Consider the following 26,445-nt stretch of genomic DNA (forward strand, 5'->3'; position numbering starts at 1 on the left):
ACTGATCGAAGCGGAGCGATGGCGGGCGGTTCCCCGATGGGTGAAGGATGGCTGGCATCCGTCACCTTTCCTATACGATCCGAGTGGGAGCGTCAACATCCCGCAGCGTTGCGACCGATGTCAACAGGTTCCCGAAAACGCAAGAAAGGACCTCATGTCACGATGGACGACGAGGCGATGATCGCGCGGCGCCGTGGGGCCATGACGGCCGGAATGCCACCGGAAAGATCTCGCGGCCGGCTTGCCGACGAGGTGTACGACACGCTGCTCGGACAGCTGATGTCGCTACGGATCGAGCCTGGCTCCCGCGTCACGATCGACGCCCTGGCGCGAGAGCTGGGGGTCTCGCAGACGCCGATCCGAGACGCTCTGAACCGCATGGAGGCCGAGGGCCTGGTCGTGCGTGTGCCCCATGCCGGCTATCACATTCCCCCCCAAATCACCCGTCACCGATTCGAGGACATGCTTGAGGTCCGCCTGCTCCTCGAGCCGGCAGCGGCGCGCAGATCCGCCGAACGCGCATCCCCGAAGCAGGTGGCCGGTCTGCGACGACTGCTGGAGGAGATGGCGGAGCTGGAGGGGGGCGACGGGCTCATGGCCTATGGCGCCTTCGGGCTGCGCGACGCCGCCTTTCACGATCTCGTCGCCCTGAGCGCGGAGAACGAGGTCATCCGCGAAGCGCTCGCTCGCCTGCACACGCACGTGCACCTGTTCCGGCTTCTCCACGACACCCAGGTCACTCACTTGGCCATGGCCGAGCACGAAGAAGTTCTGGCCGCGATCGCCGCGCGTGACCCCGACGCCGCCGCCTACGCCATGCGTCGGCACATTCTGCTGTCCGGCGAGCGGTTCCGACGATTGTTCGACGACGTCAAGGATGCGGACGGAATGGCGGTAAAGGCTTGACGGGCGGGCTGGGTCGAGGAATGCTGACGCAATCGGATCGGATCGGATCGGATCCACCTCACCCGCCTCAGATGCGAGGAGAAGCAGGTGCCCAGAGCGCTGCTCCTGACCGGCGACGCCGCCGAGGAGCTCGACACCATGTATCCCTACTATCGCGTGCAGGAGGGCGGCTGGGACGTTGACGTCTCGTCACGGACGATGCGTGACGTTCAGCTGGTCATCCACGAGTTCGACCCCAACTCCGACGCCTACGTGGAGAAGAACGGCCGAAAGTTGCCGGTCGACGTGCCCTGGGCCGAGGTCGACGTCGAGCGCTATGACGCCCTCATCATCCCTGGGGGACGCGCCCCCGAGTGGATCCGGGTCGACGCCGACGTCAGGCGCATCACCGAGCACTTCTTCGCGCGCAACCTCCCGATCGCGCTGGTGTGCCACGGCGCGCAGGTACCGGCTGTGTACGGGCTGCTGAAGGGTCGAAAGACGGCGTGCTTCCCCCCCATCACCGGTGACATGGAGAACGCGGGCGCGACGGTCATCGACGCTCCCGACGTCGTGGACGGCAACCTCGTCTCCTGCCGGGGGTGGCCCGACATGCCGCAATTCGGCAGGGCGATGATGGAGGTCTTTTCGAAGTCCATCAACTCCGCATCGGCATGAGCACACCTGACCTGTCCCGGTGATGGCACTTCGGACCGTCATAGTCGACGGCTCTCCCGTCCACGTCCTGGAGAGCGGCACCGGGCCCGCGGTGCTGATGCTGCACGGCTCCGGACCCGGTACGACCGGATCCGGCGCCTGGGCGACGACGACCCAGGCGCTGGGCACGTCCTGGCACCTGGTGGCTCCTGACCAGGCGGGGTTCGGCCGTACACCAATCCCGGCGGGCTCCAGGGGTGGGCTCCGGCTGTGGACGGAGCAAGCCGCGGGCCTGATGGATGCTCTCGGTGTCGAGCGCTACGCCGTGGTGGGCCACTCCATGGGCGGTGCCGTGGCGCTGGCGCTGGCGGCCGCGCGTCCCCAGCAGGTCACCCGTGTCGTGGCGGTCTCGACGATGGGCGCCCCCGGGGCGCCACTGTCCGCCGAGCTCGACGCGGTCTGGGCCGCCCCCGCCGGCCCGCTCGGGGCACGAGACATGTTGAGTCGCCTCGTCCTCGACCAAGCGCTCGTGACCGAGTCGGCCGTCGCTGCCCGTGCAGCTGCGATGCGAGCGGGGGCGGCCGCATTCGCGTCGTTGTTCCCTCCACCTAGGGAACGTTGGGCCGACGACCTCACCCTCTCGGCGCAAACGCTGGCAGGGGTCCGCGCGCCCGTGCTGCTCGTCCACGGCGCCGAGGACCGAGTCACCCCGCTCGGGACGGCAGCCCTGCCCCTGCTCGAACACCTGGCCGATGTCCGTCTGCACGTGCTCGGCCGATGCGGGCACGTGCCGGCGCTCGAACACCCGCACGACTTCAGGCGACTTTTGTCGTGCTTCCTCGGCCGGGAACGAGGTCCCTGATTGCTGCGACAGGTCCGCAGCCCGTGCTCAAGCTACGGACCTTTAATCCGTAGGTTACGGGTTCGAGCCCCGGGCGCCCTTGTGGGGTGAGAAAACCTGGATACGGCCTCTGAACTGCGGTTATTCACTCCGCCTAGGCGGCCCGCCGGTACTGGTTGATCAGGCCGTCGAGTACCGGTCGGCGTTGCAGGCGGACCTGATCGAGATCGGTGGGTGTAGCCGGGGCATGTGACGGTTGAGCGGCCGACGATCCCGTGAGCGATGCGGACGGTGCCGGTTGTAATGCCTTCCGTATCTCTGCAGCACCCGGCGGAGATGAACTTCACCGTAGATCAGCAGCCGGTCAGCGCCAATGGTTGCTCACGTGTACGCGGCACGGCACGTCAGACACCGTCACACCCAGGGACAACAGTGGGCAGAACAATATGATTCAGTACGGCACGACACCGGATGGCACCCCGGCTGCCAACTTGAATCCGTAGGTTCAGGGTTCGAATCCCTGGCGCCCCACCACCTGTGCCAACAATTTGCCCGGATGAAGCACCGTCACGCGGCCAAACTTGCGCTCCACAAGATCCGCTTCTTTTCGTCCGCAGACATCTTGCAGGTGTCCCTCGGCTCGACGTACGACTCCTGGTCGGCCGGATGGCCGGCGGCGAGCGCCCGACCACGGTCGATCTCGGCGTCGAACTCCACACCCAGCAGCACCGCGATGTTGGTGATCCACAACCACACCAGGAACGCGATGACGCCGGCGAGCCAGCCGATCACCGCGACTGTGCTGCCCGGAGTGATCCACCGGAAGCCCGGGTGCCTGACGTTAGGTGCGGACCAGTACAGCAGCGCGAGCACGACGATGACGATGACCAGCAGCACGGGCCACTGGCGATGTTCAGATCGCCAGCCCTGTCTCTGTGCCTGCTGAAAATTCCATCCATGCAGTTCAAGCGGCAGTGAGTACTCGTGGAGGACTCCGCCGAGCCGGTCTCGTCGGAGGATGGTCAAGCTCGCGATTCGCTCTGGATTAGTGATCATTTTGGGACGGGACGCAGCGGGACCGCCTGGGCGAGGGCTTGGTGGGCTCGGTGCCGGTTGTAGAGCTGTTCGTACTCGCGCAGGGTAGAGCCTCGCCTTGGGAGCGCAGTAAGTCGGCCCATGTGGCGGCCTGGGAGACCACCCGCCGGTTCACCCGGGCTTTGCGGTAGGTGGTGTCCAGGAACAGGTAGGGGAACGCCTGGCCGGCCAGGGAGCGGTCGCAGAAGGCGGCGACTTCGGTGTCCAGGTCGGCGCAGATGCGTGAGACCTCGCTCTTGGAGCTGCCGGTGTCGGCGCCGAGGGCTTTGACCAGGTCGTCGACCTTGCGGGTGGACACCCCGTGCAGGTAGGCCTCCATCACCACGGCGAACAGCGCCTGGTCGACCCTGCGGCGGCGTTCCAACAGGCTGGGGTAGAACGAGCCGGTCCAGGGCCATCGTGTGCTCCTCCTCTACGTGTCACTTGGCGGTTTCACGCAGAGACTCACGCGATGGCCCGCTGTCGTTGAAGACGACGCGCCGTTCGAGGCCGGATCTACACCACCCGACGGGACGTAACCCTGGGGCGGCACGCAGGCACCGCAGCCCGTCGCCTCCGGGTCGCTGAGCCTGATCCAGGCGAGGAGGTGGCGCAGGGCCACACGCTGGTAGGCGGGCAGACTTGCCCGTCCAGGGTTTGCCTCGGCACGTCTGTTGCCCACGATGACCGGCTGGTTTCGTGGAAATGCGCTACCACCGTGAGCACTTCGGTGGCTTGCAGCTTCTCCTGGACGATCAGCGCTGTGGTTCCCGTACCTGTGCCGCAGTCGACCAGCTGCGCGCCCAAGGCATTCCGGTCAAGGACCTCCGACACCGCCCGGCTCTCCGCTCGGCCACGCCCACCTCAACGTCCTGGGTAGCCACTCCATCTCCTCCTCAGCCCCGGCCGCGGGCCTGCGGAAGCTCGGCAAGATACCCGATATTCCCGCTGTCCCCCGACGGCGGGGCGTGGACGAGGGGGGCGTGATCCCCCGGGGCACGGCCAATCGTTCGTAGTGTCCGTCTGACCGTGCTGGTGAGCAGGTCGGCGCGGTTCAACGCGGCTGGCTGGTGGGGTGTGCCGGCTGGGTGGCTGCCAGGCTGGCCAGGAGGCTGAGCCGCTCTTCTGAGGTGCTGCCCGGTTCGGCAGTGTAGATGGTGAGGCCGTACACCGTCCGGCTGGACATGGGCAGGTCGAGAGACTGGTAGGTCAGCTCCAGGTCGCCGACCTGCGGGTGCCACAGCCGCTTGCTGCCGTCGTGGCGGATACGCACATCGTGGACGGCCCACTGGCTGCGGAACTCGGTGCTGAGCGTGGACAGCTCACCGACGAGGTCGCGCAGGGCCCGGTCATGGGGCTCGCGTCCGGCCTCGGCGCGCAGCAGCGCGGCGCTGACAACGGCGGCCTCGTCCCAGTCGACGAAGAACTCCTGGGAGCCCGGGTCGAGGAAGACGTAGCGGGCGATGTTGGCGCGGCCGTACTGCGTGGTGGCGGGGCTGTCGAAGACCGGCGCGAACAGGGCCCGGGCCAGCGCATTGCAGGCAACGAAGTCCTGGCGGCCGTTGCGCACGAACGCCCCCGACATCGTCATGGAGTCCAGCAGCCACTGGACCCTCGGCGGGACCTGGACGTCCTTGCGGCGCGAGGGCGCGCGGCGGGCGGGCCGGGCGGCGTGGGCCAGGTCGAACAGGTAGGTGCGTTCATCCTGGTCCAGGCGCAGGGCCTGGGCCACCGCGAGGAGCACCTCTTCCGACACGCCGCTGATGTGACCCTTCTCCAACCGGGTGTACCACTCGGTACTCACACCGGCCAGCACCGCGACCTCCTCGCGACGCAGGCCGGGAACCCGGCGCCGGCCGCTGGTGGGCAGCCCGACCCGCTCCGGGGCGAGCTTGGCACGCCGGGTGGCCAGGAAGTCCCGGATCTGGGCGCGGTGGTCGGGCCGATGGTCCATGCCCTCCACGGTAGCCGCAGGGTTCGCGCACGCGGCAGCGGTAAGGGGGTTGAGCTTGTCCCCCCTATAAAAGCGCTCTGCCTCGCCCGCGGCCAGGCGGGTTTCCTGGGATCAGCATGTTGGACCCAACCCTCCGATACGGAGATGGCCGAACAAGCCATGGAGGTATGACATGACGAGCAAGACACTGGCAGTGCCGCCGGTGGCGCTGGGCACGTGGGCCTGGGGAGACAGCGGCGAGGTCGGCGACGGCTATTTCGGCAGCCAGCTGACCGAGTCCGGCCTGCGAAGGGTCGTTGAGAAGGCGCATTCCAACGGCTTCACCCTGTGGGACACCGCCGTGGTCTACGGCATGGGCCGCTCGGAGGCGGTCCTCGCCCAGGCGCTGCAGGGCTACGACCGCAGCGAGTACCAGCTGTCGACGAAGTTCACCCCGCAGATCGCGGGCGACGGCGACGATCCGGTCGCGGACATGCTGGAGCAGAGCCTCGACCGAATCGGTACGGACTATGTGGATCTCTACTGGATCCACAACCCTGCCGACGTGGCACGATGGACGCCGCTTCTGATCCCGTTGCTGAAGAGCGGCAAGATCAAGCATGTGGGCGTCTCGAACCACAACATCGAGGAGATCGCTCTTGCCGATCAGATCCTCGGCGAGGCCGGCTTCCGCGTGGAGGCGGTCCAGAACCACTACAGCCTCCTGTACCGGAGCTCTGAGCGCGCGGGCATCCTCAACTACTGCCGCGAGCACGACGTGCGGTTCCTCTCCTACATGGTCCTCGAACAAGGCGCGCTGACCGGCAGGTACAGCCCGGCCAACCCGTTGCCTGAAGGCAGTAGCCGGGCGGCGGCGTACAACGGCATCCTGCCCCAGCTGGAGGCGCTGACCGACAGGATGGGGGAGATCGGCGAGGACCGAGGCGGGTCCGCCGCCGATGTCGCCACCGCCTGGGCCATCGCCAAGGGGACCACCCCAATCGTCGGGGTAACGAAGGCCAGTTACATCGACGGATTGGTCCGAGCTCGCGGCATCGATCTCGCCGACGAGGAGATCGCGGAGCTGGAAGCGTTGGCGGACGATGCGGACGTCGACACGCGCGGCAGCTGGGAGCACGAGATGTAGGGCGGACGGCCCGACATACCGGCGAACGCCCCGCTTGAACTCCTCCGACTCAGCCACCGCCATACCCTGTGCGGCCTCAACCGGAAGCCACGCCGAAGAAAGCGCGACCATCGGGCCTGCCCAGTCTCTTACGAGGTGGTCGACTGCGCCGGCTCGCCGAGGGCGTCGCGGACTCGCCGCAGCAGGGGGCTGGTGTCGTCGTCGCGCCACACCAGGTACAGCGTGGTCGTGGTGCCGGCCAGCGGGCGCGGGGTGACACCGATGCGACGCAGCACGCGGTGCGAGTCGGCCAGCACCGCCGCGCCGAACCCGGCCGCGACCAGAGCCAGCATGGTTTGACTGCTGCGGCCGTAGGCACCGATCCGCGGGACGACTCCGGCCTGGTGGCACAGGGCGATGATCTCGTCGTAGGAGCGCGTAGAGACGTCGCGGGGCCAGATGACCAGGGGGATCTGGCCCAGCGCTGACAGCGGCGCGGGCTCGGCCCCGTACGTCAGCGGATGCCCGGCGGGCAGGAACAGGGTGAGCGGCTCACGCCACCAGATCTGCGTGGCCAGGCGCGGATCGCGAGCGGGCAGCCTCTGGACGGCGAGATCGCACCGGCCGCTCAGCACGGCGTCCGACATCTCGGCGTCGCTGAAGCTCTCCTGCAGTCGCAGGTCCACGCGGGGCAGTTCGCGGCGCAGCCGGCCCAGCGCGGCCCCGAGCGGCCCGTTGATGCCCGAGCCGGCGAACGTGACGGTGAACTGCCCCGACAGCCCCTGCCCGGCCAGTCGCGCGTCGTCGATGGCGGCCTCCGCCTCGGCCAGCACGGTACGTGCCCGCCGTACAAGGGCCTGGCCCGCCGCGGTCGGTGTCAGCCCGCGGCCGCCGCGTTCGAAGAGCGCGACGCCCACCTGTCGTTCGAGTTCGCGCAGCTGGCGACTGAGGGTCGGCTGCGTCAGGTGCAGTCGCCGCGACGCGGCGCTGAGACTTCCCTCCTCCTCGATCGTGACCACGTACGTGAGCAGCCGCAACTCCATCCCATACCTCCCAGGCATGGCGAGTATACGGAACCAGTGAAGTGAGGCAGAGGTAGGACGGAAAGAGAGCAGGATGAAGCCATCAAAACCGCATGAAATCGGAGAAAAATGATGAACCGCCAAGAGCGTTACGAATACGGCATGAAGGTACTGGAGCAGATCGACGGCGAGGCCGGCCAGCGGGTCGTGGACTCCCTCGCCGAGGTCTCCCCCGAACTCGGCCACCAGGTCGTGGCCTGGGCCTTCGGCGACATGTACGCCCGCCCCGAACTGCCGCCCCACGACCGGCAGCTGGTCACCCTCGGTGTGCTGACCGCCCTCGGCGGATGCGAGATCGAACTGGAGGTGCACGTCAACGCCGCGCTCAACGTCGGACTGACCCCCGCGGAGATCTCCGAGGCGCTGCTGCACTCGGCCGTGTACTGTGGCGTGCCCCGCGCCATCAACGCGACCCTCGTGGCCAAGAAGGTTTTCGCCGAGCGCGACCTACTGCCAATCACCAACGTCGGCTGACGACACTGGGAGGCGCTCATGTGCACTCACCGGACGCGGCGCCTGTGACTTCCCGTGAGACTGGCTGATGGTGTCGGCGCCGGGGACCTGCAGGCCGGGTGCGGCTGGGATGCGCTGCGTGACGGACATCGAGTCGTCGATGGACATGGCGATAGGGCCTTCGACACTGCTGGCTCTGCTCCTGCCGGAAGCTCCATCCACGCAGTTCAAGTTCGTTCCACAGCAGGCAGCGGTCGAGAAGCCGGTGGTGCCGAGCACGCGGACGCGCCTGGTGGCATGCTCGATGACGGCCAGGATGTACCGGCGCTGCCCGTTGAGGGTGACGGTCTCGATGAAATCACGTGGTGGACGCCCGCTCGGGCGCCGGATCAAGACCTGCCTGCTTGAGGATCTCCCATACCGTGGACGGTGCGATCTCGATGCCGAGCGTGATGAGCTCTCCATGGACCCGCCGACAGCCCCCGCCGGGGTTCTCCCGAACCACGCGCAGAATGAGGGCACGGATGGAGCGGACCGTGGGTGGACGTCCCCGTCGCTTCTGCCGGCAGGTACGGGAGGGCCCGGTCCTCGGGCGCGAATCTCACTTTGGTGTCAGCGCCGAGTTGACGTTCAAGGACGGTGATCTGGTGGCGCGGGGCAAGAATCTCCACGTCCTTGTCCCGATCGCTCATGGGCGGTAACCGCAGCGCGGCGAATGTGTCGGTGATGGTGAGGCAGGCCAGGCGGAGGAGCACGGCCGATCATCATGCCGCACACGTCTGCCTCTCTTGGCGGCCCTCAGCGCTGATCAACGGCGGCGGTCGCGCACGGTAGCGGGGAACACCGGCCAGCGTCGAGAAAGGTGCTGACCCCTAATGTTTCGGCGTTCCGTAAGGGTCGTGCGGCGTGTCGGCGTAGGCCCACTGATGGTCACGGGCGTGACGGCAGGCCACTTCGACGTCCCCGGCGCGCATGACGTCCAGCAGCTCGCGGTGCTCGCCGGCGACCCGCTCGAGTTTCGGCCTGGTGACCATGAGAGCGATGGCCGTGCGCGCCTCGATCTGCAGCGCCTCCCAGGCGCGGGTCAGCAGCACGTTGCCGCCGGCCTGCACGACGTGCCGGTGAAATCGCGCGCTGGCCAGGCCGATGCCGTGCGCGTCGCTGTCCCGGGCGCTGCGGTACATCTCCTCGACCGCCTCCCCCAGCCGGTCGAAGGGGAGGGTTCCGGCCAGCATGGCGAGCCGCGTCGCGGTCTCCTCGAGGGCCGCCCGCACGATGTACGCCTCGCGGATGGTCTGCTCGGCGAAGGGAAGCACCCGGCTGCCGTGACGAGGCCGGCCGTCGATGAGGCCGAGGCCCTCAAGCTGCCGAAGCGCCTCCCGGACCGGGGCCTGACTCGTTCCGAACTCGATGGCGATCTTCGTCTCGATGAGCCGGTCGCCCTCGCCGAGTTCGCCCGAGACGATCCGTTGCAGCAGACCGTCGCGGATCTGCCGGCTCAGCGTCGGTCGCGCGGAGCGCGGGCTCCCCGTGGGTTCCGACAAGAAACCTCCTGACGTTGAGGGCCCAGAGGGCCCTTGACTCTTCGATCATGCCACGTAAGTTAATTATCGATATCGATAAGTGGAGTGCACATGCTGACCTCCGTTCAGACACCCGAGAGTCCCGAAGCGGCTCATGCGGCGCTTCAGGCAGGGGCCGTGCCTCTCGGCGGCGGCACCTACCTGCTGGCCCGCCTGGACGATCAGGCCGGCCGCGACCTGCGGCTGGTCAGCCTGCGCCGGGCGGGATTGTCCGGCATCGACGTCGAAGGCGACACGGTGACCCTGGGCGCGGCCACCACTCTCGCCGACATCGAGGACGACGATCGGTTGAGCTACCTGTCCGGCTGTGTGCGGTCGATCGCCGCGCCGCCGGTCCGCAGCCTCGCCACCGTGGCCGGCAACCTTTTCGTGCCACAACCGTACGGCGACCTGGCGGCGGCTCTTCTGGCCCTGGACGCGGAGCTGGACGTGCTCGGCGCCGACGGCGCCCGCCGCGAGCCGCTCGAGCGGGTCGTCACCGATGGCCTGCGGTCGGGCGACCTGGTGACCCGCGTCCGGTTCACCGCTCCGGCCGAGGACGCGCTCCGGTTCTACAAGGCGAGCCGGCGGCAGCTCAACTCGGGATCCATCGTGACGGTGGCGGCCCGGATGACGATCGAGGACGGCCTGGTCGGTGACATCCGTCTCGTGCTCGGCGGCCTGGCGCGGCGCTTGGTACGCGCGGTCGGCGCTGAGCGCGTTCTGCTGGGCACGCCGCTGAACGCCCAGGTCGTCGCCCAGGCAGCCGGAGCCGACGTCATCGAGCCGTTCGATGACGCCTACGCCTCCGCCTGGTACCGCGCTCGGGTCTACCCCGTCCACCTGCGTCGCGCCCTGCTGGGGGCCTGAAAGGGGATCGCATGCCCTCGACAATCGTCACGCTCAAGGTGAACGGCACCGAGCGGGAGCTCATCGCCCGGCCGTCGACGACGCTGCTGAGCGCACTGCGCGACACATTGGGCCTGATGGGGGCCAAGCGCGGCTGCGCGCAAGGGGGCTGCGGCAGCTGCACGGTGCTGCTGGACGGCCGGCCCGTGGTCTCGTGCCTGATCCCCGTCGTGACGATCGACGGCTCTGCCGTGGAGACTATCGAGGGCCTGGCCGAGGGCGACCGGCTCGGCGACGTACAGCAGGCGTTCGTCGACCTCTTCGCGACGCAATGCGGGTTCTGCACCCCGGGGATGATCATGTCCGCCACGGCCCTGCTCAGCCGGAAGCCGGATCCGACCCGCCAAGATGTCACCGAGGCGATCTGCGGGAACGTCTGCCGCTGCACGGGATACGAGCCGATCATCGCCGCCGTCCTCGCCGCCGCGCAACGCCGCCGCGGCGCCCCGCTCACGAACGCGGAGGCCGAGGTCTGATGGCACGCCTCACCCCGATCGACACCGCGTACTTCAAGGGCGAGCGCGCGGGCGACTTCGCCGTCATCGGCTCCGCCGTCCCGCGCTCGGACGCCCGCGCTCACGTCACCGGCCGCACGGTCTTCTTCGAGGACATGGCGCCGCCGGAGATGACGCACGTCAAGATCCACCGGTCCACGCGGCACCACGCCCTCATCAACCGGGTCGACGTCTCCGGCGCCCTCGGAGTCCCGGGCGTGCTTCGGGTCATCACCCACCAGGACGTGCCGAACAACTGGTACACCGTGCTGCGCCTGATCGGCGTGGGACCTGACGACGAGCCGGTGCTGGCCGAGGATCGGGTCCTCTACCGCGGCGAGCCGATCGTCGCCGTCGTCGCCGAGACCGAGGACGCCGCCCGCGAGGGCGCGGCCCGGGTCACGGTCGACTACACCGACCTGCCCGCCGTCTTCGACGTCGAGGAGGCGCTGGCCGACGGCGCCCCGATCATCAAACAGGCGGGCGCCAACCACTTCGCGTACGAGGGACATCACTGCCGCCGGATCCGCTTCGGCGACGTCGAGCGAGGTTTCGCCGAGGCGGACCGCATCATCGAGGGCCGCTACAGCTCCTCCCCCATCGAACACGCGCCGACCGAGCCGACCGGCTGCATCGTCGTCCCTCAGGGCGACGGCCGGCTGCGCATACACACCAACACCCAGGCCGCCTTCTTCACCCTCGACAACACCGCGCTCATTCTCGGCGTCCCGCCTACCAAGCTGCGCGTCGTCGGGGGCACCGTGGGAGGCGGCTTCGGCGGCAAGGTCGATGTCATCGTCGAGCCACTCGCGTGCATCGCAGCCATGCTCACCGGCAGGCCGGCCAAGTACGTCTACAGCCGCGCCGAGGAGATGCAGGTGTCGTCCCCCCGAGCGGCCGAGCGCATCTCCATCAAGGACGGCGTCATGGACGACGGCCGGATCGTCGCCCGCAAGATCACGCTCTACGTGGACGCGGGCGCGTACTCCCGGCACAGCCCGTACGGCACCACCAAGGCGGCGGCGCACATGCCCGGCCCATACACGATCCCGAACGTCCATGTCGACGCGTACTGCGTCTACACCAACCGCACGCCGTCCAGCGCCATGCGCGGGTTCGGCGTCACGATCGGCGACTTCGCGCTGGAGTCGCACATGGACCGCATCGCCCGGGAGCTGAACATGGACCCGCTGCGGCTCCGGCTCAAGAATGCCTACCGGGACGGCGACATGAAAGCTCATCGCAAGATCGCGTCCGGCACGGCGTTGGTCGAGGTGATCCAGAGCGCCGCCGACCTGGTGAGGCACGACCTTCCGCCGGAGTACCGGGCGATGTCCTCGACCGAACGACCGGAGGGCTGAGCGATGGCGTTACGGCACGGCCGCGGATACGCGGCGGTCAACTACCCGACCGGCATGAACCTCGGCGGCGACCCGTCGCAGGCACTCGTCCACGCCACCACGATGGGCGGATTCGTCGTCACGCTCTCCTCGGTGGATCTCGGCCAGGGGCTGCGGACGGTCATCGCCCAATGCGCGGCCGAGACACTCGGCATCCCGATCGAGAACATCATCGTCGACACCGCCGACACCGACACCGGCCCGCACTGCATGGGAACGTTCGCCAGCCGCGGCACCCACCGCGTCGGCAATGCCGTGATCATGGCGGCGCGCGAGGCCAGGGAGGTCATGCTCCAGGTCGCCGCCGACGAACTGGAGGTCGACGCGGAGGACCTGGAGACCGACGGCACGGGCTTCATCCGCCTCAAGGGATCGTCGGAAAAGAAGATCCACATCAGCGACGTCGCGCTCGCCGCGCACTTCCGGCAGGGCCGGACCATCTCCGGCCGGGGCATCTACCTCAAGGAGCCGAGCTCCCCGGTGCCGGAGACCGGCGAGATGGACCCGGACTCCTGCCAGGCGCACGCGTGCACGGTGGCTGAGGTCGCGGTCGACGACGAGACCGGCGTGATCGAGGTGCTGCGGCTCTTCAACACCTACGAGATCGGCCGGGCGCTCAACCCGGCCCTCGCGACGCAGCAGGTCGAGGGCGGCGCCTGGATGGGCCTGTCGCACGCGTTGTTCGAATCGACCGAACCGTACTATCCGCACTCGCGCGAGCACGGCCCGGTCGATTTCACGGAATACCTGATGCCCGGGCCGGCCGACATCCCGGCGCAGACCAGCGTGTTCCTCGAACGGCCCGCCGGCAACGGGCCGTTCGGGGCCAAGGGGATCGGCGAGATGACGGCGAACGCGCCGATCCCCGCGATCGCCAACGCCGTGTACGACGCGGTCGGCGTACGGCTGACGAGCATGCCCTTCACCCCGGAGAAGGTGCTGCGTGGACTCGACGAGTTGCGGGCCGGCCGTGCTGGTTGATCAGGACACGCTGGGCCGGCGGCTGGGCGCGGAGGGCTACCTCGCCGACGAGGGTCTGCTCACCGCCCTCCACCTGGCAGGCACGCTCGGGCTCCCGCTGCTGCTGGAGGGCGAGCCGGGGGTCGGCAAGACCGAGGTCGCGAACGTCCTGGCCCGGGTGCTCGGCCGCGAGCTGATCCGGCTGCAGTGCTACGAAGGGCTGGACGCCTCCCAGGCCCTGTACGAGTGGGACTACCCCAAACAGTTGCTGTCCCTGCGGGCCGCCGAGGTGGACAGGCGTGGCGTCGGCGACCTGTACCGCGAGGAGTTCCTGCTGCAGCGGCCGTTACTGCGGTCGCTGCGGGCGGCATCCGGCGCGGTGCTGCTGATCGACGAGATCGACCGGGCGGACAGCGAGTTCGAGGCCTTCCTTCTGGAGTTCCTCGGCGACTTCCAGATCACCATCCCGGAGATCGGCACCATCACGGCGGCGAGCGTCCCGTTCGTCGTCCTCACCTCGAACCGGACCCGCGAACTGCACGACGCGCTCAAGCGCCGGTGCCTCTACCACTGGATCCCCTTTCCCGACGCCGAACGGGAGCGAGCGATCATCCGGGCGCAGGCGCCGGGCCTGGACGAGAGAAGCGCGGCCCGCCTCGTGGCCGCCGTGCATCGCATCCGCGGGCTGGCTCTGCTGAAACGCCCGGGCATCGCCGAGTCGGTCTCCTGGGCCCGTGGCGTGCAGACGCTGACCCGCGAGGGTTCAAGCTGGCTGGAGGCGATGCGCCGGTCCGCGGGGCTGCTCGTCAAGCACGAGGAGGACCTCGCGCTCCTCGGCCGCCACACCGGGGAGGTGTTCGGTGACTGAGCAGTCCCTCCTCGTACGCATCGGCGATCATGTGCGCGGGTTCCTGCGGGACCTGCACGATCGGGGCCTGCCCGTACCGGTGCCCAAACAGCGGGTCTTCCTTCAGGCGATCGAGGCCGTCGGCCCGCGCGACGCCACGCACCTCTACTGGATCGGGGTGGCCACGCTCACCACCTCCCACGAAGACCTGGGGGTGTACTCCCCCACGTTCGAGCACTGGTTCGGGGAGGCTACGGCACGGCGCATCCCCGATGACGAGTTCCCCGATGACGAGGCCCCCGCGCCGCGCGGAAAGGGGGACGAGGCTCCTCTCACGGCGACGTTGGGCGGGGAGGCGGGCCTGAAGGCCGGCTCCTCGGAGCGCGAGAGACGCCCGGTGTTCGGCCCGGCGAGCGAGGACGACCGGGCGGTGCTCTCGCTGCTGCGGCGGGAACTACCCGGAGCGGTGCCGACGATCCGGTCGCGACGTCGGCGGCCTGCCCGGCGAGGTCCGTGGATCGACCTCGCCAGGATCTGCCGTGAGTCCAGGCGCAGCCACGGGGAGATCGTGACGTTGCGCCGGCGCAACCGTCCGCGGCGCCAGCGCCGTGTGCTGCTGCTCATCGACGGGTCCGGGTCGATGAAGCAGCACAGCGCCCACTACCTCCGCTTCGCCCACGCCGTGGTCGGCCGGCTCGACCGCGTCGAGGTGTTCACCTTCGGAACCCGGCTGACCCGCGTCACCGAACTACTGCGCGCACGGCACGTCGACGCGGCCGTCGGCTCGCTGAGCGCCGTCGTCCTGGACGCCGAGGGCGGGACGCGGATCGGCGCTTCGCTCCAGGAGTTCCTCGCCAACGCCCGGCATGTCACCGTGGCGCGCGGCGCCCTGGTGATCGTGCTCTCCGACGGCCTGGAACGCGGCGACTGCCGGCCCATGCAGGCGGCCGTACGGCGGTTGTCGCTGCTGAGCCACCGGTTGCTGTGGTGGTCGCCGCTCGCTTGCGACCCGGCGTACCGGCCGCTCACCCGCGGCATGTCGGCCGTGCTCGGCAGCGTGGACGCGCTCGCGGGCGTGCGCGACCTGCGTACGGCGTACGAGCAGGTACAGACCTGGACCAGGGAGTGATCGTCATGCCGGAGGCGACCCGCTACTCGGGCGACATCGTCGACTCGCACCACCACATCTGGCGGGCCGGGGACCTGCCCTGGCTGTCCGGACCGATGGTGCCGCGGATCTTCGGCCCGTACGAGCCGATCAGGCGGGACTACCTGATCGACGAGTACATCGCCGACGCCACGGCCTCAGGCATCAGCGAGTCGGTCTACGTTCAGACGAACTGGCCGCTCGATCGGGTTGTGGACGAGGTGCGCTGGCTTCACGAGGTTCATCAGGAGGCAGGCCGGCCGATGGCCGTCATCGGATCGGCCGACATGTTCGACGAGAGCGCTCCGGACACCATGCGACGACAGGCCGCGCTCACGCCGCTGATCCGGGGGATCCGTCAGCAACTGCACTGGCACGAGCGCCTGGAGTTCCGGTTCGCCACTGCGCCCGATCGTATGAAGGATCCGGTCTTCCGTAAGAACATCGGCGCGCTCGCCGACCACGGCTGGCTGTTCGAGCTGCAAGTCTTTCCCGAACAGATGCCGGATGCGGTCGAGCTGGCGGCGGCCTTCCCTGACGTCACCTTCGTCCTGGTGCACGCGGGCATGCTCATCGGGCTCGAGTACCTGGAGTCGTGGCGGGACGGGATGGCCGCGCTGGCCGAGCGGCAGAACATCGTCGTCAAGCTCACCGGGCAGGGCACCTTCGTCCACCGGGTGGATCCCGACCTCATCTCCTTCGTCGCAGACGAGGTGATCGGCTGGTTCGGTGCCGGCCGAGCCATGTTCGGCACCAACTTCCCGGTCGAGAAGATCTGGACCACGATGCCGCACCTGGTCGACGCGTGGAAGAACGCACTGACTCATCTCCCACCCGCCGACCAACACGACATCTTCGCCGGCAACGCACGACGGGTGTACGGGCTGGAGGGCTGACCTGAAACTGCTGGGACTCGGGCCGCGGGGCTCGGAGGGCTTCGACCGGCAACGTCAGACGGTCCCGGTCGCCAACGGAATTGACGTGAAAAGGAGTATCTCGGCATGGCACTTTTCGTCCTGACCTACGGCTACAACGACACCCCGCTGAGAGCGGAGCGCCGCGACGACCATCTCGCACACCTGAACAAGCTCTTTGAGGAGGGCAGCCTCGTCGCGGCCGGCCCTTACACGGACCTGACGGCCGGCATGATCGTCCTACAGGCCGAGGACGAGACCGCGGCGCAGGCGCTCGTCGACCAGGACCCATACACCCGACTACAGGTCACCAGGGATCGCCAGCTGCGCCAGTGGCGCGTGACGGTCGGCTCGCTCGGCTCCGGCTAGAGTTCGCCCCTTCTGCACCGCGGCCTTCCTGTCCAGCGGGATCCAGGAGATGTCCTGGCCGCCGAAGACCAGCTCTCCCATGCCGGGAAGGGCGTCGCTGGTGTCTCCTCTCGCGATCGTTCACCGGGAGGTGGGCGGCGTGATGGGTCATTCGGAGGAGAAGGCGGCGTCGAAAGCCGCGGCTGGTGGGGGGTTGCTCGTACACGTTCGATCTGCCGCGGGGCCGGGGCCTCGCCACGAAATCCTGACCCAACACAGTGGTGTCAAGATAGGGGAACAAATGGCACATAATGGCGACGGTCAAGAACGCATGGTTGCTCGGTGGTTGCTCGCGTGTACGTGATACGGCGCGGCATTCATCGCCACTTCCCGGCACAATGATGGGCATGATCGCGGACGGAACGGTACAGAACGTCTTCCCGCGACACTCAGCGGCAGTGATCGAACCGACTCATAATCCGTAGGTCACGATCGGCGCTGGGCTCGCCGGCGGAGCGATCGCTGTGCGTTCCCTCGCCCCCGGCGCCCTTCAGCTGACGACACGGAAGTTCACCCCGTGATCCTCCTGACCCGGAGTTGTGTGAGCAGGAAGGCTTGGCGGCCTCACCGCCAAGGGCGTTAGTCGGGGGCAGGTGTCGATGGCTGCGTGGCCTGCCCGAGGTAGCGGGCGATCAGCGCGTATGTCTCGCGAGCCTTCTCGGCGTCGTTCATGTCGTAGGCGTGGTCGGCCTGCGGCACGTCGTAGTACTCGACGAGCGCGCCGGCCTTACGGAGTCGCTGTGCGTATCGATTGCCCTCGGCGTGCAGGCGGTCGAGTTCGGCTGTGATGACCAGTGCGGGGGCGATGCCGGCGAGGTCCGCGGTGTCGGCCGGGTTGGCGGGGGACGCCAGGCGGTCGGTACGCATGCCGGGGTCCGGCACGTACGCGTTGTCGAAGACCTCGCCCATCCATGGGGTGATCATCGGCTTGGCGATGACCGAGCGCTTGTCCCTGGCCGGCGTCGCCAGGTCCAGCGGCGGGTAGTGCAGCACCTGCAGGGCGATCAGCGGCCCGCCCTGCTACCAGTGCCCCGCCGTCCTCTTCGATCTGCGCGACGGTGCCGGGCGCGAGCCTGTTCGCCAGGACTCCGGCTCCTGCTTCCGCAGCCCGGACGGCGATGGCTCGTCCCAGGACTGTGCCCGCGTCCGTCACGACGACGACCTTGCCGTTCAGTGCGTCCATCGGTTCTGACTTCCTGCCGGTAGCGGGGTTGTCACCAGGCGACCGGCAGTTCGTGGACGCCGTAGGCGGACATGTCATGCCGGAACTTCACCTCCTCCAGCGGCACGGCCAGGCGCAGCCCCGGCAGCCGGCGCAGCAGCGCGGGCAGCGCGACCTGCAGTTCCACCCGCGCCAGGTTCTGCCCCAGGCACTGGTGGATGCCGTAGCCGAAGGCCAGATGCCCGCGGGTGTTGCGGCCGAGGTCCACGGTGTCGGGCTGGTCGAGGAACGCCGTGTCCCGGTTGGCGGCGGGCAGGTTGACGGTCACCGCTTCGCCGGCCCGGACGAGTTGCCCGCCGATGGTGAGGTCCTCGGTGGCCACCCGTACGATCATGTCCTGGGCGATGGACAGATAACGCAGCAGTTCCTCGACGGCGTTCGCCACCACGGCGGGGTCGTCGGTGTCGCGGATCCGGGCGGCTTGATCGGGATGCTGCAGCAGCGCCAGCGTGCCCAGGCCGATCATGTTGGCCGTGGTCTCGTGCCCGGCGAACAGCAGGATCATGCCGTTCATGGCGGCTTCTTCGCGGCTGAGCTCGCCCGTGGCGACCCGCTCGGTGAGCAGGCGGCTGATGAGGTCGTCTCCCGGCTCGCGTTCCTTCTGCTCCACCAGGCCGAGCAGGTAGCCGAACAGCGCCCCGCTGGCCTGCGCCTTGTCCTGCGGCGCGGCGTCGGCGTGGTTCATGGTGGCGCTGTGCTGCTGGAAGAACGCGTGATCGTCGTACGGCACTCCGAGCAGGAGCGAGATCACCAAGGACGGGAGGGGCAGCGCGTACTCGCGAACCAGGTCCGCCGGCTGCCCGTTGCTGATCATTTCGTCGAGGAACCGCTCGGCCATCTCGTGGATCTGCGGACGCATCGCCTCCACGCGCTTGACCGTGAAGTCGGCGGTGAGCATACGGCGCAGCCGGGCGTGGTCGGGGTCGTCCATCCGCGGGAACGCCGGGACCTGCGTGTGCGGGAGCACGGAGGGGTAGCGCTGGGCGTCGGCGCTGAGGCGCGGGTCGCTCAAGACCGCGCGGACGTCCTCGTACCGGGTCACCACCCAGGCGGTGTGGCCGTTCCACATCCGCACCTGCTGCAGGCCGTCGGCCTGGCGCCAGTCGGCGTATTCGGCGGGCGGGTCCATGGGGCAGCGCTGGGAGCGGATGCCGGGGAAGACCGGAAGGCCGGCGTTGTCGTGGGTGTCGGTCGTGATGCTCATGCGGAACTCCAGAAGGGTGTCGTGTACGGGTCGGCGACGCCACGGTGCGAGTTACGCGGCTGTCGTGCCGGCGTGGAGACACCGCCGGTGCGAATTACGCGCCTGTCGCGGGCGTCGGCGACGCCGGCGGTACGAGTTACGCGGCTGTGGTGCCGGCGATGGCGCCGGCCCATGGGGTCCGGGCCGCGATGAGGGCGCGCCAGGCGCGCAGGGTCTTGGGTGACAGACCGGCGGCGAGCACCCCGGCCAGCCGGTCGCCGGTGCGGTAGGCGATCAGGAGACGCCGTTGCGAGACGTCGCCGTCCAGGACGAGTGCTTCGTCGTGGTCACACAGGTGACCGTAAGCCTGGATCTTCATGCCGTACTGGTCGGACCAGAAGTACGGCACCGGCGCGAACGGCCGCCGCGCCTGCGGGTGGAGCAGGTTGTGGGCCACGGCCAGGCCCTGCTCGGCCGCATTGGTACGGTGCTCGATGCGCATCGCCGTGCCGAACAGCGGGTTGTGCCAGCGGGCCACATCCCCGACCCCGTAAACGCCGGGCGCGGCGGCGCTGAACTCGTCACACACCAGCCCGTCACCCAGGGTCAGCCCGCTGCCGTCCAGCCATGCGGTGTTCGGCACCGAGCCGATGGCCACCAGCACGTCGTCCGCCGGCAGGACCGTCTCATCGGCCAGCCGCACCCCCGTGACCGCCCCGTCCGCGCTGACGATCCCGGCGACGGCGGCGTGCGTGCGCAGGTCGACGCCATGGTCGCGGTGGGTCCGGGCCAGCACTCGGCCGGCCTGCTCGCCGATGGCCTGCGCCAGCGGAAGCGGGCCCGCCTCCAACAGCGTCACCTGCACCCCCAGCCCGCTCGCGACGGCGGCCACCTCGGCGCCCACGAACCCGGCGCCGACGACCACCAGCCGCCGTCCCCGGCCCAGCCGCGCCTTCAGCGATACGGCGTCGTCCAGGGTGCGCAGGGTGTGCACTCCCGCCACGACCTCGCTGCCCGGCAGCTGCCGGGGACCCACGCCGGTCGCGACGACCAGAGCGTCGTAGGACACTTCGGCGCCATCGGCCAGCACCACCCTCCTGCCGCTCAGGTCCAGCCCGATCGCGGGCACGCCCAGAAGCAGTTCCAGGCCCAGCGCGTCCATCTCCGCCTTGCCGCGCAGGGCGAGCCGGTCCGGCTCCCACGCGCCGGTCAAGACCTGTTTCGACAGGGGCGGGCGGTCGTACGGCAGCCGCGGTTCCTCGCCGACGAGAGTGATCGCTCCCCCGTACCCGGCCCTGCGTAGCGCCTCCGCGGTGGCCAGCCCGCCCGCCGACCCACCGACGATCACGATCCGGTTCACGACTCGGCCAGATGGATGGCGGCCGCGGGGCAGACCGCGGCCGACTCGCGGACCGCGCCGTGCACCTCAGGCGCGGGCGTCTCGTCCAGCAGCACCACGATGCCGTCCTCGTCACGCTGGTCGAACACCTCGGGCGCGATCAACACGCACTGCCCGGCGGCCACACATTTGTCGGCCTCGACTGCCACCTTCATCTGACTCTCCTTGGTTGAGCTGGCCCCGTGTCGCTCCGGCGGCGCGCTCCTCGCAGCAGGCAACGGCAGTAGACCTGTCATCACGGGAAGTTCCGCCGAGACGGCGGCCGGTAATCGATAGCCAACTATTACTTGTTGCACCGAGAGAAGTCAACGGCAATCGATAGCCAACTATCGGTTGCTATCCTTGTCCGGTGACCACCGACAGCTCACGGCCGCTGCGTGCCGACGCCGTACGCAACAGCGAGAAGCTTCTGCGAGCCGCCCGGCAGGTCTGGGCCGAACAAGGGCCTGACGCACCCCTCGAAGAGATCGCCCGCCGCGCGGGGGTGGGCATCGCCACCCTTTACCGCCGCTTCCCGGACAAGGCGGTGCTCGCCCGGAACGCTCTCGACCAGAGCTTCAACGAGAACATCGCGCCTGCCATCGAGCAGGCCATGAGCGACGACGACCCCAAGCGTGGCCTGGTCACCGTGCTCGAGGCGACGCTGTCCGTGGCGGCCCGCGAACACAACACCGTGGCCGCCGCGAGGGACTCCGGCGCCATCACCCGCGAGGCCGGGACCCGCTCCATCGAGTCGCTCACCCTGCTGGCCCGCCGGGCACAGCAGGCCGGCCTCATCCGCGCCGACCTCGTGCCCGACGACATGCCCCGCATCATGGTCATGCTCGTGGGACTGATGTGGACCATGGACCCCCACAGCGACGGCTGGCGGCGCTACCTCGCCCTCATCCTCGACGCCCTTAGTCCCGACGCAGCCACCCCTTTGCCGGCCGCGGTGCCGCTACAGCAGCCGGACAACTGGCTCCTTTGACACGCCACGCTTGAGGAAGCGTCATGCGTCGCGTGACCGGCGGTGCCGGACAAGCCACTGCGCCTGCAACCCCTCCCAGACCGCGATCATCTGCCTGCCGAACGGCTCCGGATCAATGTCGGGATGAGCCAGTCCGGCGGCCTGCTGCCGGCGCAGGATTTCCGCGAAGTAGGCGGCCACCTCCCCCTGGTAGCGCTCGATGTAGGCGTGGGCGGGGTGCTCCGGGTCGTACGCGTCGGCGATCAGCGACATGAAGAGCCGGAGTATGTTGGGACGCCCGGTGCCGCGTTGGACCGCTGTCGCGATCATCTCCTCGAACCTAGAGGACCGTGGCCTCGGTGACGCCGGCGCGAGCCGCCAGCGTACGCGGATACCTGCACTGGAGCTTGCTCGACAACTACGAATGGGGGCACTGGGGCCCCACTTTCGGCCTCGTGTCAGTCGGCCGAACCACCTTCGAGCGAAGCCCGAAACCAAGCCTTGAATGGCTCGGGACAGAAAGCAGAAGTTTGTCGTTCAACGATGTCGATTCGGGCGGTCGGCGCTCGTGTAGAGGGTGATCGGGCCGTCACTGGGGCGGTCCGCAGAAGCGGAGGAGGCATTCAGGTGCGTTCGATCACCGTCACCATGAACATCAGCCTGGATGGCGTCGTGCAGGGCCCGGGTCGTCACGATGAGGACACCCGGGGAGGCTTCGCGCACGGTGGCTGGGGGGCCTGGCACCAGGACCAGGTCTTGGCCCAGGAGATGGCCAAGGGCATGAGCGGTTCCGGCGACATGCTGCTCGGCCGCCGCACCTGGCAGGACTTCATCAGCGCCTGGGCGCATCGCGAGGACGGCAACCCGTACACCACCCGTATGAACGCCGTCACCAAGTACGTCGCCTCGGCCACGCTCGACGACGCGAGTGCCTGGCAGAACTCGGTGCTGCTGCGCGGCGACGCCACGCAGACGGTCGCGGAGCTGAAGGCGCAGGCGGGCAACGACCTGGGCATCGTCGGCAGCTCCGCGCTGGTGCGCAGCCTGCATGCGGCCGGTCTGATCGACCATTACACGTTGGTGGTTCACCCGCTCACCCTGGGCTCGGGGACCCGGATGTTCGAGGGATCGGCGCCGTTGACGCAGTACCGCCTCACCAGCAGTGTCACGACCACGAAGGGTGTCATCGTCGCCCACTACGACCGCCGCTGACAGTTCCTGGACACCGTGGTTCCAACCTCTCAGCGCTGAAGCGCCATGAGCCCATAGAAGGGGCCACCGCTGTGATCATTCAGGTGCGATGGATCATGCGGTGGCCGTGTTGGCTGGAGTAGAACTTGTCAGTGCCGCTGGTCTGCAAGCGGGATTGGATGCCGCCCGAAGGCCGGGGCGGCGGTGCGGAACGGGCTCGTCCAAGCAGATGGCGGCACGGTAGGCGGCCAGTGTCGACACGGCCTTCTCCTTGACTGCCGGCCGGTCGCCGCGTGCGTTCCACGAACGAGGCAGCGGGGTCCTGTCGGACCGTTCCGGTCGGCTGGGTTGGTGCCAGGAGCCCTGGCACCAACCGATCAGCACTCCAGTCGCCGAAGGATGCGGCGCCGGCCTTCCCTGCCGATTTCACGGCGACGCGTCTTACCCGTTCAGGGGGATGCAAGCGTTCCGGTGTGGAGTTCGGCGGCACGTCCACGGCCGGTGTCGTAGGTCCAGAACGCGTGGACGGTGTGGGTGTTGAGGTTCATGACCTGCGTGACCGTCATGCCGGACTGTTCCACCCAGCCGAGAATGGAGATGCCGGGCGAGACTTCGGCTGTGTGCAGGACGACGGTTTCCTGGAACCCCTTGCCGGGGCCTGCCAGCGTCTCGTAGTGCAGGCCGGTGCCGTCGGAGGTGTAGGTGTTGCGGAACACCGCCCCGTTGTCGACGCGGAAGACGAAGGTGTGTCCGGCATAGGTGCGCGTGCTCATCAGAACAGTCCATTGCCGTGCGGGAGGCCGCCGGGAATCGGGACGATGATGTCCCAGTGTTCGACGATCTTGCCGTCGGCGACGCGGAACAGGTCCCAGTAGGCGACGGGGACGCCGAACTCGCCCTCGGACTGGAGCAGCACGAAGTCGCCCTCGGCGACGACCTTGTGGATCTTCTTGTACACCAGGTTCTTACCCTGCTCGGCCCAGCCGGCCGCGGCCGCGCCGAAGCCGTCCAGGCCGTCGGCGGCCTCCGGGTTGTGCTGGTGGTAGGTCTGGGTGGAGATGTAGTCGGTCAGCGCCGAGTAATCGGCGCCCTTGAGGACCTTCTCGGCGAACTCGGAGACGAGGCCGCGGTTGGCCTCGGTCTCATCCAGGTCGGTGGGCGCGGTCGGGCCGTCGGTCTGGGTGCGTCCGCCGGCGGTCGCCCGCGCCAGCGGGGTCAGGGCGTCCCAGTGCTCGGCGAGCCTGCCGTTCTCGACGCGGAACAGGTCGAACGCGACCAGCGGGTCCGGGCCGAACCCGTGGTAGATGCCGTGCAGGGCGACCAGGTCGCCGTCGGCGATCACCCGTGCGCCCTCGTAGCGGAAGTCGTCGCCGAGCGAGGCGACCAGGGCGCGCAGCGCCTCGGGCCCGTCGGCGGCCAGCGAGCTGTGCTGACGGTAGTCGGGCGCGACCCAGCGATCCACCGCGGAGGGGTCCTTCTGCCCGAACAGCTCAGCGGCGGCCCGCAGAACGGTGTCTTTGGAGTTCATGGCGTGCTCCCATCCATTCGCCCGACGTTGTCGGACCTTGGCCTCATGGCGTCCGGCATGGTCATTCAGGGGCACCATGCCGTGCTTGCGATAATGAGAACAGCGATCAACCTGGTGAATAAGGGATCGATGATGGTCAATCGGCGACAAGTTGGTGTACCTCAGGTCGGATACCGGCCGGCTGACGGCCGCTCAGTCGGGATCGAGGTCGTCACCATGGCCGACATCACGGGCCGGATCGCCGCCCATGCCCTGGCCTCGCCTCACCGCGCCGACTTCCACATCCTCATCCTGATCACCACGGGCGAAGGCCGACATGAGATCGACTTCGCTTCTCACCCCTGCCGGCCCCGCACCCTGCTGTGGGTACGGCCGGGACAGGCCCACCGCTTCCACCAGCCCGGCAGCCTCGACGGCAAGGTGGTCCTGTTCACCGCCGACTTCCCACCCGATCTCGGCGGCGCGGGGCCGCGGCTCACCGGCTGGCTCGCCGCTCCCCGCTGGACCCCGGCCGGACGCGACCTCACCGCCATCTCCACCACGATCGACCAGATCGCCGTTGAACGGGCCACGTCCGCCGACACGATGCCCGTCGCCCTGCTCCGCCACCTGCTGGCTGTCCTGCTCCTGCGGATCGATCGGCTGCCGACCGAGGACGACCGCCGCATCGACTCCGCCACCGCCGAACTCTTCAGCCGGTTCCAGGCCGAGCTCGAACGCTCCTACGCCTTCACCCGCTCCGCCGAGCACTACGCCGCCCGCCTGGGCTACACCGTCAAACACCTCACGCGCGCATGCGTCACCGCCGCCGGTCACCCGGCCAAACACCTCATCGACGCCCGCGTCGTCCTGGAGGCCAAACGCCTGCTCGCTTACACCGAGGTCCCCGTCGCCGACATCGGCCGCCGCCTCGGCTTCACCGACCCCACCAACTTCGGCAGGTTCTTCGCCCGCCACACCCACACCACCCCCGGCGCCTTCCGCCGAACACAGAAGGCATCGGGCTGAAGCAGCCCCTAGTCCTCGGTGACAGCGAGGAACTGACCGGCGTCACCCCCATCGCAAGCGGGGCCGAAAGGCTTGCATGAAGGATCGCCGGCGCGCAAACCCCGGGTCATGAGTCCCCATGGCCAGCCGCCGGAAACACGGCGCACCCGGAGCCGGCTCTCAAAAACGCGGAGCTCTCGCGAGGCTCTCCGCGCCACCATCGATGAAGACCACCTGGCCCGTCACATGACTGTTCTCGACACTCAGGAGCCAATCGAGCAGCGCCGCGGGCGCGGTCGCGGGGGCGGGGCCGTTCAGCGGTGCGGGAAGGATGGCCGCCACGGCGTTCCGGCCTTCGGCGGTACTCAGGGCGTCTGCCATCATCGGGGTTTCGACGACCCCGGGCGCGATGACATTCAGCGCGATCCCCGCACCCGCCCAGCTCGCGAGAGCCGCGCTCCGCCTCACCCAAGTCGTGACGGCATACTTCGTAGAGCCGTAGATCGGTCCCCCGCCGCCGGCGCTCGCATCAGTGATCTGCTGCGCGCGCGCCATGGCCGCAGGCTCGTCACCTGCGTCCAACGCCGCAACGAGCTCCTCGTCCACGACCCCCAGCGCAGCCATGGATGCGACAGCCGCCGCGCGTGGTGCCTCCGAGCGGGCGGCAACGGCTGCAGCCCCTTCAACAGCTCGACTGTCCCGAAGTAGTTGACGGCGACCGTGGCGGGAACCGCCCACTGCACACCGGCAACGGCTGCGACCCCGTCGACGACACCGCCGGAGATCTCCTCGATCTGTCCGACGAGTGCCCCGCGCGAGGCCGGCTCCGACAGGTCACAGATGATCTCGGCGTTGCGGATGTCGACGCCGATGACGCGCTCGTCCCGGCTCACGAGACGCTCCGTCAAGGCGAGCCCGATCCCAGATCCGGCTCCGGTGACAACATAGGTGCGTGGCATGACGATCAAACCGTTCTGCAGTGGGGTGAGGACTGAGCACTCGGGGACACACGGACGCCGGCGGCGCGACGTTCAGAGCCACTGGTCCTTGGGGAGTTGAGGGAGGTTTTCGAGTTGCGCGAATCCCGCCGAGAAGTACCGGTCGGTGACCGCGCTGATCAACGTCACGGCCTCGCCACGGGGAAGCCGTGACATCGCCTCGAAACCCACTTGTGGAGTTGCCCCGGTTCGATAGACACATCAGGGCTTGCGACTACGCGGCAGCATAGTCGAGGTCTTGGGCGTTCTTGAGCGCGTGTCGGCGTTCGTATTCGGCGGGGCTGAGCTGGCCGTTG

General features: G+C 68.7%; 31 protein-coding genes and 1 pseudogene. 17 read left to right on the top strand and 15 right to left on the bottom strand.

Going from position 1 to position 26,445, the window contains the following annotated elements:
• Window positions 1-162 precede the first annotated feature (162 nt).
• The 3 genes from ACFKCF_RS56075 to ACFKCF_RS56085 all read left to right on the top strand — a co-directional run bounded on the left by ACFKCF_RS56075 (window position 163) and on the right by ACFKCF_RS56085 (window position 2,404).
• Window positions 163-906 carry a GntR family transcriptional regulator gene (locus tag ACFKCF_RS56075; RefSeq protein ID WP_394504987.1) on the top strand — a complete coding sequence of 248 codons (744 nt, stop codon included), beginning with the start codon at window positions 163-165 and terminating at the stop codon, window positions 904-906.
• 87 nt (window positions 907-993) lie between these two features.
• Window positions 994-1,563 carry a DJ-1/PfpI family protein gene (locus tag ACFKCF_RS56080; protein WP_138666282.1) on the top strand — a complete coding sequence of 190 codons (570 nt, stop codon included), beginning with the start codon at window positions 994-996 and terminating at the stop codon, window positions 1,561-1,563.
• 22 nt (window positions 1,564-1,585) lie between these two features.
• A complete protein-coding gene (locus ACFKCF_RS56085) occupies window positions 1,586-2,404 on the top strand; it encodes an alpha/beta fold hydrolase (protein ID WP_394505030.1) in 819 nt (272 codons plus the stop codon).
• A 546-nt stretch (window positions 2,405-2,950) separates the two neighbouring features.
• On the opposite strand, the gene ACFKCF_RS56090 is transcribed toward ACFKCF_RS56085, so the two are convergent.
• The 3 genes and pseudogenes from ACFKCF_RS56090 to ACFKCF_RS56100 all read right to left on the bottom strand — a co-directional run bounded on the left by ACFKCF_RS56090 (window position 2,951) and on the right by ACFKCF_RS56100 (window position 5,411).
• Window positions 2,951-3,439 (bottom strand): YhjD/YihY/BrkB family envelope integrity protein, encoded by a 489-nt coding sequence (locus tag ACFKCF_RS56090; RefSeq protein ID WP_394504989.1) that lies wholly within the window; start codon window positions 3,437-3,439, stop codon window positions 2,951-2,953.
• A gap of 127 nt (window positions 3,440-3,566) precedes the next feature.
• Window positions 3,567-3,866 (bottom strand): annotated as a pseudogene (locus ACFKCF_RS56095) (transposase); the annotation flags it as partial.
• Between the two features lie 645 nt (window positions 3,867-4,511).
• Entirely contained in the window at window positions 4,512-5,411 is a 900-nt protein-coding gene (locus tag ACFKCF_RS56100) for a helix-turn-helix transcriptional regulator (RefSeq protein WP_394504991.1), read from the bottom strand.
• A gap of 172 nt (window positions 5,412-5,583) precedes the next feature.
• On the opposite strand from ACFKCF_RS56100, the gene ACFKCF_RS56105 reads away from it, so the two are divergent.
• Window positions 5,584-6,537, top strand: coding sequence for an aldo/keto reductase (locus ACFKCF_RS56105; protein ID WP_394504993.1), 954 nt, complete (start codon window positions 5,584-5,586; stop codon window positions 6,535-6,537).
• Window positions 6,538-6,665: 128 nt separating this feature from the next.
• Here ACFKCF_RS56105 and ACFKCF_RS56110 read toward each other — a convergent pair whose 3' ends face one another.
• On the bottom strand, window positions 6,666-7,559 hold the full coding sequence (locus ACFKCF_RS56110) for a LysR family transcriptional regulator (RefSeq protein WP_394504995.1): 894 nt from the start codon (window positions 7,557-7,559) through the stop codon (window positions 6,666-6,668).
• 141 nt (window positions 7,560-7,700) lie between these two features.
• Here ACFKCF_RS56110 and ACFKCF_RS56115 point away from each other — a divergent pair, with 141 nt between their 5' ends.
• Window positions 7,701-8,072: a carboxymuconolactone decarboxylase family protein gene (locus tag ACFKCF_RS56115; protein ID WP_394504997.1), complete on the top strand. Its 372-nt coding sequence runs from the start codon at window positions 7,701-7,703 to the stop codon at window positions 8,070-8,072.
• A 337-nt stretch (window positions 8,073-8,409) separates the two neighbouring features.
• Here the strand turns inward: ACFKCF_RS56115 and ACFKCF_RS56120 are convergent, their stop codons facing one another.
• Complete coding sequence (locus tag ACFKCF_RS56120) at window positions 8,410-8,556, bottom strand: hypothetical protein (RefSeq protein ID WP_394504998.1); 147 nt, start codon at window positions 8,554-8,556, stop codon at window positions 8,410-8,412.
• Between the two features lie 367 nt (window positions 8,557-8,923).
• Window positions 8,924-9,595: a GntR family transcriptional regulator gene (locus ACFKCF_RS56125; RefSeq protein ID WP_394505000.1), complete on the bottom strand. Its 672-nt coding sequence runs from the start codon at window positions 9,593-9,595 to the stop codon at window positions 8,924-8,926.
• 90 nt (window positions 9,596-9,685) lie between these two features.
• On the opposite strand from ACFKCF_RS56125, the gene ACFKCF_RS56130 reads away from it, so the two are divergent.
• From ACFKCF_RS56130 to ACFKCF_RS56165, 8 genes are all read left to right on the top strand, one after another.
• The gene (locus tag ACFKCF_RS56130) at window positions 9,686-10,483 is read left to right on the top strand and encodes an FAD binding domain-containing protein (RefSeq protein WP_394505002.1); all 798 of its coding nucleotides are present in this window, start codon (window positions 9,686-9,688) and stop codon (window positions 10,481-10,483) included.
• An 11-nt stretch (window positions 10,484-10,494) separates the two neighbouring features.
• Window positions 10,495-10,998 (top strand): (2Fe-2S)-binding protein, encoded by a 504-nt coding sequence (locus ACFKCF_RS56135; RefSeq protein WP_394505004.1) that lies wholly within the window; start codon window positions 10,495-10,497, stop codon window positions 10,996-10,998.
• Window positions 10,998-12,377 carry a xanthine dehydrogenase family protein molybdopterin-binding subunit gene (locus ACFKCF_RS56140; RefSeq protein WP_394505006.1) on the top strand — a complete coding sequence of 460 codons (1,380 nt, stop codon included), beginning with the start codon at window positions 10,998-11,000 and terminating at the stop codon, window positions 12,375-12,377. The genes ACFKCF_RS56135 and ACFKCF_RS56140 overlap by 1 nt, the downstream gene beginning before the upstream one ends.
• Before the next feature lie 3 nt (window positions 12,378-12,380).
• Window positions 12,381-13,397: a xanthine dehydrogenase family protein molybdopterin-binding subunit gene (locus ACFKCF_RS56145; RefSeq protein WP_394505007.1), complete on the top strand. Its 1,017-nt coding sequence runs from the start codon at window positions 12,381-12,383 to the stop codon at window positions 13,395-13,397.
• The gene (locus ACFKCF_RS56150) at window positions 13,360-14,244 is read left to right on the top strand and encodes an AAA family ATPase (protein ID WP_394505009.1); all 885 of its coding nucleotides are present in this window, start codon (window positions 13,360-13,362) and stop codon (window positions 14,242-14,244) included. The genes ACFKCF_RS56145 and ACFKCF_RS56150 overlap by 38 nt, the downstream gene beginning before the upstream one ends.
• Window positions 14,237-15,352: a VWA domain-containing protein gene (locus tag ACFKCF_RS56155; protein WP_394505011.1), complete on the top strand. Its 1,116-nt coding sequence runs from the start codon at window positions 14,237-14,239 to the stop codon at window positions 15,350-15,352. The genes ACFKCF_RS56150 and ACFKCF_RS56155 overlap by 8 nt, the downstream gene beginning before the upstream one ends.
• Before the next feature lie 5 nt (window positions 15,353-15,357).
• Window positions 15,358-16,266: an amidohydrolase family protein gene (locus ACFKCF_RS56160; RefSeq protein WP_394505013.1), complete on the top strand. Its 909-nt coding sequence runs from the start codon at window positions 15,358-15,360 to the stop codon at window positions 16,264-16,266.
• 105 nt (window positions 16,267-16,371) lie between these two features.
• Entirely contained in the window at window positions 16,372-16,653 is a 282-nt protein-coding gene (locus tag ACFKCF_RS56165) for a YciI family protein (protein WP_185072663.1), read from the top strand.
• A gap of 618 nt (window positions 16,654-17,271) precedes the next feature.
• On the opposite strand, the gene ACFKCF_RS56170 is transcribed toward ACFKCF_RS56165, so the two are convergent.
• The 4 genes from ACFKCF_RS56170 to ACFKCF_RS56185 form a co-directional block, all read right to left on the bottom strand.
• Window positions 17,272-17,700, bottom strand: a complete 429-nt coding sequence (locus ACFKCF_RS56170) for an alpha/beta hydrolase fold domain-containing protein (protein WP_394505031.1) — start codon at window positions 17,698-17,700, stop codon at window positions 17,272-17,274.
• Between the two features lie 206 nt (window positions 17,701-17,906).
• Window positions 17,907-19,118, bottom strand: coding sequence for a cytochrome P450 (locus ACFKCF_RS56175; protein WP_394505015.1), 1,212 nt, complete (start codon window positions 19,116-19,118; stop codon window positions 17,907-17,909).
• 136 nt (window positions 19,119-19,254) lie between these two features.
• Complete coding sequence (locus ACFKCF_RS56180) at window positions 19,255-20,457, bottom strand: NAD(P)/FAD-dependent oxidoreductase (protein WP_394505017.1); 1,203 nt, start codon at window positions 20,455-20,457, stop codon at window positions 19,255-19,257.
• Window positions 20,454-20,651: a ferredoxin gene (locus ACFKCF_RS56185; protein ID WP_355207470.1), complete on the bottom strand. Its 198-nt coding sequence runs from the start codon at window positions 20,649-20,651 to the stop codon at window positions 20,454-20,456. Before ACFKCF_RS56185 ends, ACFKCF_RS56180 begins: the two co-directional genes overlap by 4 nt.
• 194 nt (window positions 20,652-20,845) lie before the next feature.
• Between ACFKCF_RS56185 and ACFKCF_RS56190 the strand changes: the two genes are divergently transcribed.
• The gene (locus ACFKCF_RS56190) at window positions 20,846-21,466 is read left to right on the top strand and encodes a TetR/AcrR family transcriptional regulator (RefSeq protein ID WP_394505019.1); all 621 of its coding nucleotides are present in this window, start codon (window positions 20,846-20,848) and stop codon (window positions 21,464-21,466) included.
• A 21-nt stretch (window positions 21,467-21,487) separates the two neighbouring features.
• Here ACFKCF_RS56190 and ACFKCF_RS56195 read toward each other — a convergent pair whose 3' ends face one another.
• Complete coding sequence (locus tag ACFKCF_RS56195) at window positions 21,488-21,775, bottom strand: hypothetical protein (protein ID WP_394505020.1); 288 nt, start codon at window positions 21,773-21,775, stop codon at window positions 21,488-21,490.
• Between the two features lie 29 nt (window positions 21,776-21,804).
• Between ACFKCF_RS56195 and ACFKCF_RS56200 the strand changes: the two genes are divergently transcribed.
• Window positions 21,805-22,026, top strand: a complete 222-nt coding sequence (locus tag ACFKCF_RS56200; protein ID WP_394505032.1) for a family 1 glycosylhydrolase — start codon at window positions 21,805-21,807, stop codon at window positions 22,024-22,026.
• Window positions 22,027-22,072: 46 nt separating this feature from the next.
• Window positions 22,073-22,657, top strand: a complete 585-nt coding sequence (locus ACFKCF_RS56205; RefSeq protein ID WP_394505022.1) for a dihydrofolate reductase family protein — start codon at window positions 22,073-22,075, stop codon at window positions 22,655-22,657.
• Between the two features lie 428 nt (window positions 22,658-23,085).
• Here the strand turns inward: ACFKCF_RS56205 and ACFKCF_RS56210 are convergent, their stop codons facing one another.
• Together ACFKCF_RS56210 and ACFKCF_RS56215 are read right to left on the bottom strand one after the other, a co-directional pair.
• Window positions 23,086-23,409: a MoaF-related domain-containing protein gene (locus ACFKCF_RS56210; protein WP_394505023.1), complete on the bottom strand. Its 324-nt coding sequence runs from the start codon at window positions 23,407-23,409 to the stop codon at window positions 23,086-23,088.
• The gene (locus tag ACFKCF_RS56215; RefSeq protein WP_394505024.1) at window positions 23,409-24,164 is read right to left on the bottom strand and encodes a nuclear transport factor 2 family protein; all 756 of its coding nucleotides are present in this window, start codon (window positions 24,162-24,164) and stop codon (window positions 23,409-23,411) included. The genes ACFKCF_RS56210 and ACFKCF_RS56215 overlap by 1 nt, the downstream gene beginning before the upstream one ends.
• A 216-nt stretch (window positions 24,165-24,380) precedes the next feature.
• Between ACFKCF_RS56215 and ACFKCF_RS56220 the strand changes: the two genes are divergently transcribed.
• Window positions 24,381-25,172 carry an AraC family transcriptional regulator gene (locus ACFKCF_RS56220; RefSeq protein WP_394505025.1) on the top strand — a complete coding sequence of 264 codons (792 nt, stop codon included), beginning with the start codon at window positions 24,381-24,383 and terminating at the stop codon, window positions 25,170-25,172.
• 159 nt (window positions 25,173-25,331) lie between these two features.
• On the opposite strand, the gene ACFKCF_RS56225 is transcribed toward ACFKCF_RS56220, so the two are convergent.
• Together ACFKCF_RS56225 and ACFKCF_RS56230 are read right to left on the bottom strand one after the other, a co-directional pair.
• A complete protein-coding gene (locus ACFKCF_RS56225; protein WP_394505026.1) occupies window positions 25,332-25,757 on the bottom strand; it encodes an SDR family oxidoreductase in 426 nt (141 codons plus the stop codon).
• A gap of 425 nt (window positions 25,758-26,182) precedes the next feature.
• A complete protein-coding gene (locus ACFKCF_RS56230; RefSeq protein ID WP_394505027.1) occupies window positions 26,183-26,305 on the bottom strand; it encodes a hypothetical protein in 123 nt (40 codons plus the stop codon).
• Window positions 26,306-26,445: the final 140 nt, after the last annotated feature.

The organism is Nonomuraea sp. JJY05 (assembly GCF_043496855.1).
Classification (GTDB): domain Bacteria; phylum Actinomycetota; class Actinomycetes; order Streptosporangiales; family Streptosporangiaceae; genus Nonomuraea.